The 14,525-nt window shown below is 47.6% G+C and carries 13 protein-coding genes; 10 read left to right on the top strand and 3 right to left on the bottom strand.

Going from position 1 to position 14,525, the window contains the following annotated elements:
* Positions 1 to 330: a cupin domain-containing protein gene (locus BLS28_RS14980; RefSeq protein ID WP_256337440.1), complete on the top strand. Its 330-nt coding sequence runs from the start codon at positions 1 to 3 to the stop codon at positions 328 to 330.
* 71 nt (positions 331 to 401) lie between these two features.
* Here the strand turns inward: BLS28_RS14980 and BLS28_RS14975 are convergent, their stop codons facing one another.
* Together BLS28_RS14975 and BLS28_RS14965 are read right to left on the bottom strand one after the other, a co-directional pair.
* Positions 402 to 1,517, bottom strand: a complete 1,116-nt coding sequence (locus BLS28_RS14975; protein ID WP_091168661.1) for a S1/P1 nuclease — start codon at positions 1,515 to 1,517, stop codon at positions 402 to 404.
* Between the two features lie 685 nt (positions 1,518 to 2,202).
* Complete coding sequence (locus BLS28_RS14965; RefSeq protein WP_091168654.1) at positions 2,203 to 3,177, bottom strand: hypothetical protein; 975 nt, start codon at positions 3,175 to 3,177, stop codon at positions 2,203 to 2,205.
* A 367-nt stretch (positions 3,178 to 3,544) separates the two neighbouring features.
* Between BLS28_RS14965 and BLS28_RS30845 the strand changes: the two genes are divergently transcribed.
* The 9 genes from BLS28_RS30845 (at position 3,545) to BLS28_RS31195 (ending at position 13,443) form a co-directional block, all read left to right on the top strand.
* Complete coding sequence (locus tag BLS28_RS30845) at positions 3,545 to 3,703, top strand: hypothetical protein (RefSeq protein ID WP_176844472.1); 159 nt, start codon at positions 3,545 to 3,547, stop codon at positions 3,701 to 3,703.
* An 87-nt stretch (positions 3,704 to 3,790) separates the two neighbouring features.
* Positions 3,791 to 5,470, top strand: a complete 1,680-nt coding sequence (locus tag BLS28_RS14960; protein ID WP_256337439.1) for a tetratricopeptide repeat-containing sensor histidine kinase — start codon at positions 3,791 to 3,793, stop codon at positions 5,468 to 5,470.
* 7 nt (positions 5,471 to 5,477) lie between these two features.
* Entirely contained in the window at positions 5,478 to 6,146 is a 669-nt protein-coding gene (locus tag BLS28_RS14955) for a response regulator (RefSeq protein WP_256337438.1), read from the top strand.
* 421 nt (positions 6,147 to 6,567) lie between these two features.
* A complete protein-coding gene (locus BLS28_RS14950) occupies positions 6,568 to 6,774 on the top strand; it encodes a hypothetical protein (protein ID WP_091169056.1) in 207 nt (68 codons plus the stop codon).
* 320 nt (positions 6,775 to 7,094) lie between these two features.
* Positions 7,095 to 9,092, top strand: a complete 1,998-nt coding sequence (locus BLS28_RS14945) for a phospholipase D-like domain-containing protein (protein ID WP_091168651.1) — start codon at positions 7,095 to 7,097, stop codon at positions 9,090 to 9,092.
* The gene (locus BLS28_RS14940) at positions 9,085 to 10,086 is read left to right on the top strand and encodes a hypothetical protein (RefSeq protein ID WP_091168647.1); all 1,002 of its coding nucleotides are present in this window, start codon (positions 9,085 to 9,087) and stop codon (positions 10,084 to 10,086) included. The genes BLS28_RS14945 and BLS28_RS14940 overlap by 8 nt, the downstream gene beginning before the upstream one ends.
* A gap of 33 nt (positions 10,087 to 10,119) precedes the next feature.
* The gene (locus BLS28_RS14935) at positions 10,120 to 11,490 is read left to right on the top strand and encodes a DUF4236 domain-containing protein (RefSeq protein WP_091168644.1); all 1,371 of its coding nucleotides are present in this window, start codon (positions 10,120 to 10,122) and stop codon (positions 11,488 to 11,490) included.
* Positions 11,491 to 11,588: 98 nt separating this feature from the next.
* Positions 11,589 to 12,662, top strand: coding sequence for a type I restriction endonuclease (locus BLS28_RS14930; RefSeq protein WP_091168641.1), 1,074 nt, complete (start codon positions 11,589 to 11,591; stop codon positions 12,660 to 12,662).
* A gap of 13 nt (positions 12,663 to 12,675) precedes the next feature.
* On the top strand, positions 12,676 to 13,443 hold the full coding sequence (locus tag BLS28_RS31195) for a hypothetical protein (RefSeq protein WP_218134425.1): 768 nt from the start codon (positions 12,676 to 12,678) through the stop codon (positions 13,441 to 13,443).
* A 603-nt stretch (positions 13,444 to 14,046) separates the two neighbouring features.
* On the opposite strand, the gene BLS28_RS31190 is transcribed toward BLS28_RS31195, so the two are convergent.
* On the bottom strand, positions 14,047 to 14,193 hold the full coding sequence (locus tag BLS28_RS31190; protein ID WP_218134424.1) for a hypothetical protein: 147 nt from the start codon (positions 14,191 to 14,193) through the stop codon (positions 14,047 to 14,049).
* Between the last annotated feature and the right edge of the window lie 332 nt (positions 14,194 to 14,525).

Raw genomic sequence — 14,525 nt, 5'->3', positions numbered from 1 at the left:
ATGAGGATGCAATTGATCGATCCGCTTTCGTTGTCGGCAGCCAATAGTAGCCCATATTTGAATACGGCCATCAGCGAATTGAATGACCATGTGGTGCGCATGGGGGTAATGACAGCACCCTATCCCTGGCATTATCATCCGAATTCGGACGAAACCTTTATCGGCTCGGAGGGCGTGGTCATCATTGAAACACAAAACCAGATTTTTGAGTTATCGCCAGGTATGGTGCTCACCATCCCCAAAGGTGTCCCTCACTGTACCCGGCCGAAGGGTGAACGCAGCGTTAATTTGACGATAGAGCGTTCGGATATGGAAACAGTATTTACCTGAAATTACACAAATAAACGCCAGACCTAATCAGCCTGGCGTTTCCTGTTCCGAAATAATATAGCCTCGTCAAATCAATTTTCAATACTTAAAGCGTGCGTATCCTCAACAACAATCTCAGGCTTACCCTGATATTCAATGATCTTTCCCTGTACTGTTATCGTTCTATTTTCTAATTGAGTTGTTAATTGCCTGGCATCGCCCTTTAACACCACTGTCAGCAGCTGCTTGGGATATGGCGCACCGAGGTTAACCAGTACCATGCTCCTGATATCTTTGCTACTAAACACTTTGCCGGTAACAGAAACGGCTTTCCCAACATTATTTTTTACATCCTCAAGTTTGATTTGCTGAGCCGGAGCTGCATTGTTTGACAGCGCAGGGGCATTTATCGGTTCAGCTTTAATCGCCTCCACTTTGGTATCATTAAATAACTTATTCAGTTCTCCCGCCAACCTGATGCCAGCCTGATCGATCCGTAAGTGTACGGTTGGCATGTACTTTTTATAATAGGCTTCATCAATATGCTGTCCTGATTTAATATCTGCGTAAAGTTCAGAACTGATCTGATAGCTCTCCCAAAGCCATTCCATCGGACTGGCGGCCTGCCATTTCTTGATTTGCGCATCATTGGCCCAGTCATATTGTTTGGCGATCTGTTCTTCGCTCAATCCCTCATGATCGATTAACTTGCTGTCCCACAAACTGTGCAGGTTAGTGCCTGCATTATCAAACCGCAGCTGGATCGTATTGCCTCCCTTATCCTCGGCACGGCTGATATGCATGGGCTGATGCGCATCGCCGACTAAATGGATCAGGTATTTAAGCGCACTGTTCTTTTGATCCGGTGTCGACGCCTGATCTTTTAAAATAGCTTCTTCTTTAAGTATGGCCCCGTAAACATTGTCGTTGCTTTGCTGATTAACAAAGTCAACAAATTGCTGGTGGCTTAGCCCCAAAGGGAGGTTTAAAAAATGCCATTTACCCGTTGTAGGGTTGCGGTGCTCGTCAGCCCAGGTACTCACATCCGCCATGCTTTCGCCTTTCAAATAAGCGGAAACCGCATAGGCGGTATTTGAAGTTAAATGTTTTTGCGCTATCGTTGCCACCGCCCTGTGCCCTTTGTATCCCCATGAAATTAAAGCCGCCGATATGGCAATCAAAGTAATAGATAATACTTGTTTTCTCATATGGCAAATGTAGGAAAGCAAATGACAGGTGAAAATCTTTATTTGAAATTTTGCTAATTAATTTAGTATAGTCTTTGTGGAATGACAAGTCAGAAACTGCAAAAAGCCGGAAAAGGGTTTGAAAAGCCAGCCTTGTTAAACGTATTTTAATGATGCTAAGTGTTTGTTTATCAAATGACTTGGATAGCTTTGATTTGTCAGCTGGGTTTGGTAAGTTTAGCTACCCAAACTGAATGATCATGAAAAGACACCTTATCCTGCTGTTCCTGGTTGCCGGAACCTTATTGTGTAAAGCAAGCTTTAATTTACCTGTTAAGGCCTCCAATAGCAGCTTCGCTACCTGCAAGGGAGAGAACCCATGCAGGGCCTGCAAGAATTGCAAATATTGTAAGCGTTGTGCCAAGCAGGGGCTGACCTGCGGGGTTTGCAAAAAATAGGCTGAACGATTTAACCGGATACAAGGCTGGCTGCCCGGGTTGTTGGTCATAGCACGGCACGAGATAGGGATTTTTACTGGCAGGATGGCTGTCAACGCCTGTTTTCCTTATCGAAGTATCGGCGAAGCTATAGACTGGTAACAATCATCCGCTTTCCTGCCGGTCTGGTAATCGTCAATCGGGACTGGCATTTGTTGCATTTGCCGTGTTGGAAGCGAAGCGCCTTCCGTGCTGATCAAAGCTTGCCATTAGTTCTTTGCCACCGTTACCGGCACAGCGTGGCTGGCGTATTTGTTCAGGATGTATATGGTCAATGGCTTCAGCTTTCGTTCCCGGTGGACCGGGTGAAAGCCGCCCGCGGTATAAAATTCGACAGCTCCGTCGATTTTGGAATACCAGACATGGCCCAGCGCCCTTTGGCTGAGCGTGTCCGGCCTGGTGATCTTTTTGAAATGGGCCATTTGCAGGCTGTCCATCCCAAAAATATCCGAACCGCTTAATTTCTCCCGGCAGGAGATGGAACGGTAATGGTCCCCTGCCCAGCACATGCATTGTTCCTTACTTTTCTTCGCATTCCAGGCCCAAAAGATCCCTCCGCCTGAAGCGCACAATAACAGCATCAAAACAGCCGTATTTCTTAACCTGGAGTTTCGGGCAGTTTTTATCGGGAACGGGCGAAGAACAGCCTGGTCATGCGTTTCCGCTGCGTGGTGACCGGGCAACTGATTTTTTGTCTGTGCAGGTACTCCGGGCGTAGTCATGACAGCCGGCCCTTCCTTTGCTTTTTCCCACTTTCCCTCTTCTAAGATCCTCCCCGGCAAATTCATTTGTCCGGCTTCAGGATGATGCGCCCTTTCTAATTCGGCATAGGAACGGTCCCACGCGTAGGGGCGGGGGCTGAAGTCGATCAGCCAGGCCAAAAGCTCGATGTTTTTTTCCTGGGTTACGGAGGTGCCCCCCTTTAAAAAATTATCAAGCGGTTTGAATTTCTCTGCTTTAAGATTGGTGATTGCCCGCAAATACGCGGCTGCATCTTCGCGATGCCCGAAGAATTGCCGGAGTATTTTTTCGTCATGATGGTGGTCGTAACGCGCGGTAAAAACGGCCATACATTCCTCCCGCAACCTGCCGGGCGTGGTATGGACCAAATTGGGCGAAAGCCGGTTCGCCGTTTTCTTTTCGTGATAGGTCAGCAGGACTTGCTTTTGATAATCAGCAAACATTTTCCAAAAAAATTTACAGTAAAACTAAGGGAATTTTCGGAATTCCGGCAGCATTTACGGAATCCTGCCGGAATGAGCGGAATTACCGGAATTCCTTGCAGCAAAGCGGTTTAGACCGCTATACATTTGCTTCCGTAATCAGACGGGCAGCCCGATAGCTAAGGGAAAACCTATCCGCCAGGTTTCAAAAAAAGAGCAGCGAAAGCGGCGGTCGCTAACCGGCTTGGGAAGCGGTAACCCGGCTCCCGCGATCGTTGCCCGCACTTCCCAAAAAAATGTAAGAAGCGCTTCTTACGCAGTTTGCCAGGCCCGGGACCGATCCCCCCGGGTGCCGGCCATTAGCTTACTTATTTAAATTTTTTGGAAAATGTTTAACCTATTCTTTGCAATATTTATGGCATTCGCATGCCCTGCACATAACCATCAGACCGGAACAGGCACCGGCACAGTAACCCTTAGCGCCGACAGCGGTGGCGATAACGGGCACCTGCCCCCTCCGCCGCCCCCGCCGCCGGGTGGTTTTTAAATACTGTTATCAAGGCAGGCCCGGAAGGCCTGCCTTTTTTGTTTCCGTCCTGTAGTACTTCAAAGGTTTTTCCTACATTTAGCTCCCATGATCACACCGGGAAAGCTGTCTTTATGGATAGGCCTCTGCCTGTCGGTACTGTGTTCCTGCCGGGAAGCCAAACGGCCGGTACCGAAGGCGAACTGGGATACTTACCGGAAAGCCTATGCTTTCCTTTCCAATAAGCCGGATTCCGCTTTTTACTATTTCAATGAAGTCGTATCGGCTTCCAAAGACAGCCAGCAGGTGGCCATGGCCTATACCAATATGGGCATGATCCAGTCTGAAGCGGGGGATGATTTCGGTGCGCAGGAAAGCCTGCTGCTCTCGCTGAAGTTCCTGGATGAAAAAGACGGCAAAGACCACAGCAGCCTGGTCAACGATTACAACGAGCTGGGCATGACCAGCTTTAACCTGAAGAACTACGGTGCCGCGATCCGCTTTTATGACCGGGCGCTCGCTGCCACTGCCGATGAGCAGCTGAAACTGGTGATCCTGAACAATAAGGCCAATGCTTACCGGGAGCAGAAAGCCTATGGCCCCGCGCTGAACATCTATCGGACTATTACGGGGAAAACCGGGAAGGATAAGGCTGCTTACGCGCGGGCGCTGACCAATATGGCGGCCACCCAATGGCTGAATGATCCCCGTTATGATGCCGCACCGGACCTTTTAAAAGCGCTGGCTATCCGCGTGGAGGAAAAAGATGAATGGGGGCAGAACTCCAGTTTCGCGCACCTGGCGGATTATTATACCCCCAGCCGCCCGGATTTGGCCTTAAGTTACGCCCGCAGGCTTTATGCTATGGCGCAGCGGCTCCAAAGCCCGGACAACCGGCTGGACGCCCTGGAAAAACTGGTCAGGCTGGCGCCCCCGAAAGAAAGCAGGGGCTATTTTGTAAAATACCGGGAGCTCGGTGATAGTATACAAACCGCACGCAATGCATCCAAGAACCAGTTCGCCCTGATCCGTTATAACGTACAGAAAGAACGGGCGGACAAGCTCAAACTGCAAAAAGAAAATACGGAGAAAAAGTACCAGATCGACCGGCAAAGGGCGGTCATTGTAGGGACTTTTATCCTGATTGTTTTGGGCGTGTTCTTTTTGCGGTTCTGGTATCGTAAAAGGAGGCAACGGCTGGAACTGGAGGCGGCGAACGCGATCAGGGAAAGTGAGCTGAAAACCTCTAAAAAAGTACACGATGTGGTGGCGAACGGTCTGTACCGGATCATGAAGGAAGTCGAAAACGGGTCCGGAATAGACAAGGCCGTGCTGCTGGACAGTATCGATAACCTGTATGAAAGGTCGAGGGATATTTCCTATGAGGATCAAAGGCCCCAGATAAAACCATTCCATGAGCGTGTCGGCACCATGCTGAATTCCTTTGCCACAGACCGGATCCGGGTGTTGTCCGCAGGTAATACGGAGAACCTCTGGGAACATACCAACGCCGGACAGCAGGATGAACTCTGGCACATCCTGCAGGAGCTCCTGGTCAATATGCGCAAACACAGCCAGGCAGAAAACGTAGCCCTCCGGTTCAATGTCGAAGGCAAAAAAATACATATCCACTACACCGACGACGGCAGGGGCATCAGCGGCACCCTGAAAAAAAAGAACGGCCTGCGGAATACGGGAAACCGTATCAAAAGCATGGGCGGGGAACTTAACTTTGACACCGACCAGGAAAAGGGCCTGAAAATCCATATAACCTTCCCGGCCATCTAAAAGCTGTATGATGTTTAAAAACGTATTGATCGCCGAAGACCATGAGAGTGCCAGCATTTCCGTCAGGAAGACGCTGGCGGATTTGGGGATGCCGGACCCGGACTTTGCTTATTACTGTGACGAGGCCCTGAAACGGGTGACGATTGAACTAAGGAACAAACGGCCTTACGGCCTGTTGGTTACGGACCTGTTTTTTGAACCGGATGATAACCCGCAGCGGCTGGCTGATGGCGAAGCGCTGATCAGGGCGGTGCGGCAGGTGCAGCCAGACCTGAAGGTATTGGTGTTTTCAGCGGAACACAGGGCGGGAGTGATTGAACCGTTATTCGAAGAACTGAAAATCGACGGCTACGTCCGCAAGGCACGTCATGACGCGCAGGAGCTGCGCACCGCTATTGAAACCATTTTTTCCGGGAAAGTACATTACCCCGCACACCTCCGGCAGGTTGCAGCCCGAAAGAATGCCTATGATTTCACAGAGCTGGACGTAATGATCATCACCCTGTTGTCCCAGGGGGTGCTTCAAAAAAACATCCCAGATTATCTGCAACAAAAGAACATGCAGTCCTCAGCTTTACGCAGCGTTGAAAAACGCCTGAAGCAGATGCGGGACGCCCTGAACTTTTCGAAGAACGAGCAGCTCGTGATTTTCTGCAAGGATATGGGCATCATCTGAAACAAGCGACAAGTAGGCAGCCCATACCAGCTCCGGATAAAGAAATAAAGAGATAAAAATAACAGGGGACGCAGCATCGCGCCCGTCCCCTGTAAACCTAAACCTTATCACAAATCGGGCCGGATGGCCCTTTTCTTTTGCTAAAGTAAGCAATTTTATGAGTAAATAAAACCTTTTACCATTATGGCAGTATAGGCTGCTTTTGAACACCTTCGGGGCACCCGCGATGTTTTCTGCTATCAGCTTCTTTTTTTAAGTATAGCCCCCACATTCATTTTCTTCCTTTCAGGCCCGCCCGGTTAGCCCTTTGATCCCACAGTCGCCGGATAAACCGCAAAGCCCCAATCCCGTGCGGTTTCCCGCAAAAAATGGGGCCCCGGGAGCACTAATTTTGAACCGACACTAATTAACAAACATGGTTATGAAAACTTATTACGTAAATACCAGTCCCCAGGCCAACGGGGATCATGAGGTTCATCAGGATGATTGCCGGTTCCTGCCGGTTTTTCCGAACCGGAAACACCTGGGTGTTTTCCCTTCTTGTAAAGGGGCGGTTGCTGAGGCAAAGAAAACTTATCCCACAGCGGATGGCTGTGCTATTTGTTCGCGGGATTGTAATAAAGGGTAATAAACTGCAATTCCTGATCCCATCTTTCCGGTATCGATAAAGTTGTAAACGATTGTCAAACCCCGTCAACAAAGGAGATGAAAACATTTTTACTTGCTTTTATTCCTGATTGATGCAGGGTGTAAAGGTTTGGCTATCACATCGGTTTGTGTCTCAGTTTACATGCGGAAAGCAACATTACAAAGCAGATTGCCGGGACCGGAGCTTTTTTGACAAATTATAATACGAAGCAGGAAAAGGCGGATAATAACGTTTTTGCGGCCCGGGCAAATAGCTTTCGGGGGCGCATGATACATCAAAAATTTACATCTTAAATTTCAATGGAGTTGATCGATCAACAGGTTATCAATGATAACAAGGACATTTATGCCAGGATACAGACAGAGTTGCTCAAAGCAGAATTCGAGATCCTTATCGCAACGGCCTGGTTTACGGACGAGGATCTCTTTAATATCCTGGTCAACAAACTAGCCGAAGGTATTCACCTCGAAATCATTGTTGCTGATAATCAGGAAAATGAAAAGCTGGATTTTAGCCTTTTGAGTTCAAAAGGGGCCATAGTCCATAAGATCAAAAATATTGGCTACGGTATCATGAATCAGAAGTTCTGTGTGATCGATAAACGGATCGCGCTGCACGGGTCTTATAACTGGACGGTGAACGCCCGGAAAAACAACCATGAAAGTATCATTAGTACGAACCACCAGGAAACCATAGCCTCGCTGATTGAGAATTTTGAGGCTATAAAAAAGAGAATTGAAGCGGTAAAAGGGGAGACTGCTGATGGGCGATCTCCTGTTGCCAAAAATGAAAGACCGAAGGGGATTCCCATCGAAGTTCCGGCAAAGGTAGGCGCGGAGTTCGAAAAGGTGCTGGATTCGATGATCGCGGCTGAAGTAGGAAGTTTCGACAGGCGGTTATTGCGGGAACAGGGATACGAACGGTGCAGCGCCAACAATGGAGACCACCAGGTATTGCACAAGGCTTTTGATACGCTGTATTCTGTTTTTATCAACGATATTGATGTGATCGACGATAAAAAGAAACGCTTATTGACCAAGATCGAGGAACACCGCGTAAAAAACCTGGACCTGCTGGCGAAAAATTGTGAACTCCAGATTGATTTCCTGCAGCGGGAGCATGAGATCACTAAGTCGAACCTGGAAACCAGGCGTACCGGATTGGAAGTTGAAGCGGATGTTGCTTTGAAAAACATCGATGACCTGAAGCTTATCAAAATACCCTTTCTTGAAAACAAGAATGCAGAGCTCGATCAGCAGATCAAACTGTCGGAACGGGAATTTATCAAACCAAGTTTTAAATGGTTTGACTTTATTCCTACGGCTATATTCAATCTGACGCTGCTGGTCTACCTGATCGTTTTTTATTCGTCTGCCGCTTATATTTTACTGTTCAGCGTCGCTGATGCCAGGGAGGCGGAAGCGCAGGGCATGCCAATAGCGGCTGCCCAGATATTTAATCCGGACGCAATGGGCAGAGCACTGCATAAAAGTGGTACCGCCCCGCTCTTTATATTTCTATTTGTGATTATACCGCTTGCTTTTGCTGTCATCGATCGTTTTCTGACCAATAAGTGGGCTGTGATCGCCGGGTTTATTTTCGGCATTATCTTACTGGACGGGGCTGTTGCTTTCAAAGTCACACAGGCGGTATATGAGGTCAACTTCGCAAGGGGGAACGTCACGGAAGCCTGGCGCAATGGAATGGCTTTTAAAGATACTAATTTCTATCTCGTATTTGTTTTTGGCGCATTTGGCCTTTTTCTGTTCAAGCTCGCTTTTAAAAAGCTGATGGGAATTTTCGAAGACCGGAACCCGGACATTTCAATGCAGCGCAATCAGTTGCTTATTGCGCACCTGCGGGAAGAAATCAACCTTAACGGTGAAAAGATAATGCAGCTCAAAGAGGATGTATCCGCTTTGGAAAAGAAGATCATTCAGTTTAAAGCCGATATTAAACTCAGTGAAAACGAGCTGGCCGGATTGCCTGTAGTCCTGAACCAGAACCTGCAAAAGAAAAAAAGCCAGCTGATCACGGACAACAATATCATAGACCAGATCGCTGCCATTTATACCGTGCATATCCAGTCAGACAACCTGCCTATTTCGGTTGACGCATTGAAGGACCGTATTAATGTTTTTCTGGAGGGTTGGAACGATTTTCTATTTAATGAATATGCCATAGCAAAAGCATCCTTGAAAACTTCCGAGGCAGCAGGGGTCGCGCTTGCCTGGCAGAACGAAAAACTAAATATGAACAAACTCGACAAGAGGGTAAAACTAAACACTGGTGAATAAGCATATCATTTCAGGGCTTATCGCGCTGCTTTCGCTGAACTGCAGCAGCCCGTTAAAAAGCGAAAATGAGCCGGCCGCTCCGTCAAAAAGAAATTATGTAATCACGCATTACAATATCACTTTTGCGCCGGATCTGTCTAACCGGGTCAACCCTAACTTATACAGGCGGCCGCTCAACGATGTACAGATCCTGAACATCATCACCGCTGACCTGTACCCGCAGATTCTGCGTACCCACCGGTCGGAGAACCAAAAGGATAAGCTGCTTGTCGATTTTGTCAATAAAGGGCTGATCACCGAGTACGCCGTACAAACCGACAAGCTCTTCATTGATTTCGGGCGTTTCCCCAACCAGATCGAACGCATAAGTTATATCTTAAACAAGGTACCAGCCAAGCCTACTTTAAAACAGGATATTGGGAAAATGTCGGCAGAGTTCACGCGGATCAATCAGGCGGCTGGCAGCAAGAATTTCGGCGCGGATATCTGGACTTATTTCAACCAGGGGATCGATGACAAACGCGTGCTCCCGGCAGAGTCTCCCAAGAAAGATGAGGAACTGACCGTTGTGAATACTTATCGCAACGTGTTGGTTTTGACAACAGACGGTTACATCGAGGCGGGAATATTCGGGAAAGGTTTCGATCTGAGCCAGAAAACAATAAACGGTTTCAGAAAGGCTTTCCTGGCCTCCGGTGAAAATGATATCAAAGTTTTCTTCCGGAAAAACAAATCGTTCCGGATCAGGCCGGTCAATAATGAGAACCTTAAAAACCTCGAGGTGCTGGTCATGGAGCTTTATGACCGGTCGATGTCGAAAGGGGGCAGTGCGACCGTTCAGCCGACAGATATGGAGATCATGAAACTTTTCTGGACGGACTGGCTGGAGCAATCCAGGGTAAAGCGCTTCGAACTGCACCCATACGCTAATTCCGCAGGCGAGGCTGAACAGATCATCCTGAATTTTCTTGGCGTTAGCAAAATTCAATCTTGAACTTATTAATGAACAACCTAAACCTTATCAAAAATGAGCTGGTCATATCGTAAGTCTTTCGGATCGGGGCCATTCCGGGTCAATTTTTCTAAAAGCGGTATCAGCTATTCTATGGGGGTGAAAGGGGCCCGCGTTAACGTCGGGCCCAAAGGCACCTTCGTCAGCCTGAGTGCGCATGGCATTACTTACCGGAGGAAGTTACAGGGGCCGGCATCGGCAGGGGCACCAGAAAAGCATCGGGCATTAGCCCCCGTAATGGACAAAGGCCATGATATCGCTTCCGCAGCTATCGGGCAACTGACAGATACGGATTCTATGGACTTCGTAGCTGAACTGACCCGAAAAGCGGGCTTGATAGCTTATGTGAACTGGCTCGGTATTTTGCCGCTCCTGATTTTTATTGCGGTCATGCTGTGGACTTCTTTTGGCAGCCGTACTGTGGTCAGGCGGCCTGCAAGGGATAGTATCTCGGTTATAGTAACCTCCTATGAAGGTGTAAACATCCGGAAGCGCGTGGATGCCGGTTCTGACATTGTCAGAGCGGCAGTTTACGACGAAGCTTTTCGTTTGACCGATTCGACCAATACAAAATGGGTTGGGGTAGGCTTTCATGATTCAACCGGATATATCAACCGGCGTTTTGTGCGTCTAGATCATGTGCCATTGGAAGCGGTTGCAGAAACGCAGGTCTTCCTGGCCAACCCATATGCCGTTTATGAATTCCTGTTTGGCATCCTTGTTTTTACGGTACTTATCCGCTGGTTGCGGAAGCTGGACAAAGAGCGCTTTGAGATGGAACTGCATTACGACATGGATCCGCAGTTTCGAAAGGTTTATGAACAATTTGGTGTTCATTTTGCCCGGTTTTCCGGTTCAGCAAAAATCTGGCAGTATCTGAACGCACAACAAACAAGTGATTATAAACGGAATGCCGGAGCGGGTAAGCTCATCAAACGGAAATCATTACGCGGTGTCTTCACCAATAAAGCTCCGCTTCCGTATTTCATCACCAACGTATCCACGCCCTGCCTTAAACTGAACACCCTGGAATTTTATTTTCTGCCGGAAAGGCTGCTGATCAGGGAAGGAAACAAATTCGCGGCGGTGTTTTATAAAAATCTGCGGATAACCGGGTATACGACGCGTTTTATTGAAAATGAGTGGCTGCCACCGGATGCACAGGTAATTGATCAAACCTGGCGGTATGTCAATAAACGCGGGGGACCGGACAGGCGTTTTAATAATAACCGGCAAATCCCCGTTTGCGCTTATTCTGAATATATTCTGACTTCCGATACCGGGATTTACGAAATCATCTCCACCTCGAAGAAAGGTGCGATGGACGATTTCGCAAGCTTTCTGGGGCAGATCGGCAACCTTCAGGCAAGGATGCCCATGGGGTAAGCCCAAGGATGGAAACCAATCAGGCTGATGAAAAGTGCACATAAAAGCGCACAGGAATTAATGATTCAATTTTGCTACAGCTAAAACTTAATACGATAATGGATTTTAAAGATCAGATACTGCAATTAGCCTCCCGTGTCGAGAAATTGATCCCACAGCTCAAGACCGAGGAAGCCACCAAGAACGCCCTAATCATGCCTTTCATACAGGTATTGGGCTACGACGTATTCAACCCCTTCGAGGTCAACCCCGAATTTATCGCTGATATCGGCATCAAGAAAGGGGAGAAGGTCGACTACGCTATCATGAAAGACCGTGAACCGGCCATCCTCATCGAGTGCAAGCACCACCTCGAAGACCTCGATCCGCATAATTCGCAGCTGTTCCGGTATTTCCATACCACCAAAGCGAAATTCGGTCTGCTGACCAACGGGCTGAACTACCGGTTCTACACTGACCTCATAGAAAAGAACAAGATGGATGCAAGCCCTTTCTTCGAGTTCAATATTACGGAGATCAAGGAAACAGAAATTGTGGAGCTGAAAAAGTTCCATAAATCCTATTTCGACGTGGAGAGCATCACGAACACCGCCAGCGAGCTGAAGTACCTGAATGAACTGAAAGGCCTGCTGAATAAAGAGCTGATCCTGCCTTCAGAAGCTTTTGTGACCTTCCTGACCAAACAGGTTTATTCAGGGGTGATCACGACCAAGGTAAGAGAACAGTTTACCCCGATCGTCAAACGTTCGCTGAACCTGCTGGTCAGCGATGCGATCAGTGAGCGGCTGAAATCTGCATTGAACCAGGAGAAGCAAATGGAAGTCGCCGAGGCCGTGAAAATGGAAGAAGCCGTAGCTGAACCGCAGAACGGTATCGTCACCACCGAAGAGGAAATCGAAGGCTTCCATATCGTCAAATCCATGCTCCGGCAGCACGTAGGTGCGAACCGCATTACTTACCGCGACGCTTTATCCTATTTCGCCATCCTCCTCGACGATAACAACCGCAAGACCATTTGCCGGCTGTATCTCGGAACAGGCAGGAAATACCTCGTGGTACTGGATGAAGCCAAAAAAGAAGTCAGGCATGAGATTCAGTCCGTAGATGAAATCTATTCCCATCTGGATGCCCTGCTTACAGTTATACAAAGATTGGAAAAGGTTAAGGTTTAACGATAGATTTGACATGTCGTTTCGCTTTGATGAATATAGAGCTGCTGTATTACAGGATTATGAGCTGCGTAAGGCAGCGAATAATCTTAGGTTTGGTATGGATCACCCAACAGCAGTAACGCTAAGAGACGAGGCGATTTTTGTCTGCACCAGCAGATTTAAGCGATCAGATGAAAAAGTTTTAGCTACTTTTTTTAAAAGTCACCAGGATCAGACTGGGTATGTGAGCGCCATAACTGAAATTAACGTCAGCTGCTTTAAACCACTCATTAATTTTATAAAGGGCAGAACGCAAAAGCCGGAAGAGCGGGTAGTAGAATTGCTGGCCTGGCTGACGGATTTTGAAGCCAGACCTTATCAACATTATATTGTTGTAACGCCCGAAGGCGGAAAACCGATAACTGCACTTATCGATGCAGCGAGGTCGGGTTCAGGAGTGGATGAAGGCCAGGTTCGGGAATACAAAAGTCAGCAATCCGAAGTTGGAAGTGGAAAAAACGGAGGAGAAATTGAAGCCAGGCCTTCTAGTCAGAAAAGATGGTCAATGGCATGGAAAAATGCTATATTGATCCTTTTGGCCTTCCCCTGGGTTTTGTGGATGCTGGCACCCAAACCGGCCCCACCCGGTTCCGTATATATTTGCGATAGCCAGGGAGCCAAAAGGTATCATTTACGCAAGAACTGCGGCGGCCTGCGGAATTGCAAGCACGAGATCATCACTGTCAGTCTGGATAGCGCAAAGAAAACGGGGAGGACACTATGTCACTTGGAGGGAGGCTAAGCAATCAACGCGGGAATCTGGCTGTCGGCAACTGCTTTTCACAAATGCGTAAAAAAGAATAAATGTGTCATTGCAATTGGCGGCGGCATGCGCTTTTATAATAAGTATTTCGGATGTATGTAGATGCTGAAAACCAAAATAGGATCGGATATACTATTTGGTTTGCCCATAGCCCGTAAATCATAAGACCTCCTCACTATCCAAATTGTGAGGAGGCTCGTTGATAGGGAAATCGTAAAGGTGCGGTCGGAGATATACCGCCAGACCGCACCTTTACGATTTCAACAAGGATCAGATCGCCAATGAGCCGGTTGTGACCTGTCTTGCAAGTGACGTTGCCTTGCCACGTGTACCGGGCGGTAACCATTATTACAAGCATAGTTTTTTGCTGCAAGTTGGGTGGAGAAATTACTGCCAACCTGAGAGCCATTAACGATGACTACATAGTGGGAAGTCGGAGTGTGCTCGCTTGAAGCGTGAGGTCTGTGTTCTACATATGCTGCTGCCATAATAAATATGATTTTGTAAAAAAAGAATTTCTAAAAAATGTGGCGGTTAAATAGTCTGTCTTGATATGTGAGATATATCAGCATCAGTCACAGATTAACGCTTTTCACCGGGTTTGTGAATGTGTGGTTTAAGCGTAGGGTGCTTTGGCGCGTTTGGTCGATCAACACGTTGTCTTTTGTCATCTGAGCCGTCTTCTTTCTGACGCTTTGGTCCAGTTTTAATTGCTACTATTTGTTTCATGATATAAGGAAATTAATGGATATAAAAATAGCCAACCTCATACACCATATTTTGCGGAAACCCGCAACTGACCAAATCAGTTCATAGACAAATGCGACTGGAATTTCCGGCCCTGCAGACTAAGAGTTGTACAATAGTCGGTTGCGTCTTGCTTCAATTTATTAAAGAGATTTTTTAAAAATTATGCCGAAGCTGTGGATCGCAAATGTGGAACCGGTGGTTGTAAACCTGAAGCATAATAGTAGATTCAAAAGTACTACGTACTGTTTTAAGCCAGTGCACGTCCATTGTGATTTGCTTTCATTCTTTGAACAACTGATATTTGGAACAAC

It is taken from the genome of Mucilaginibacter gossypii (assembly GCF_900100945.1).
GTDB lineage: Bacteria > Bacteroidota > Bacteroidia > Sphingobacteriales > Sphingobacteriaceae > Mucilaginibacter > Mucilaginibacter gossypii.
The sequence above is the reverse complement of the archived record's forward strand: the minus strand, read 5'-3'. Positions and strand labels throughout refer to the sequence as shown.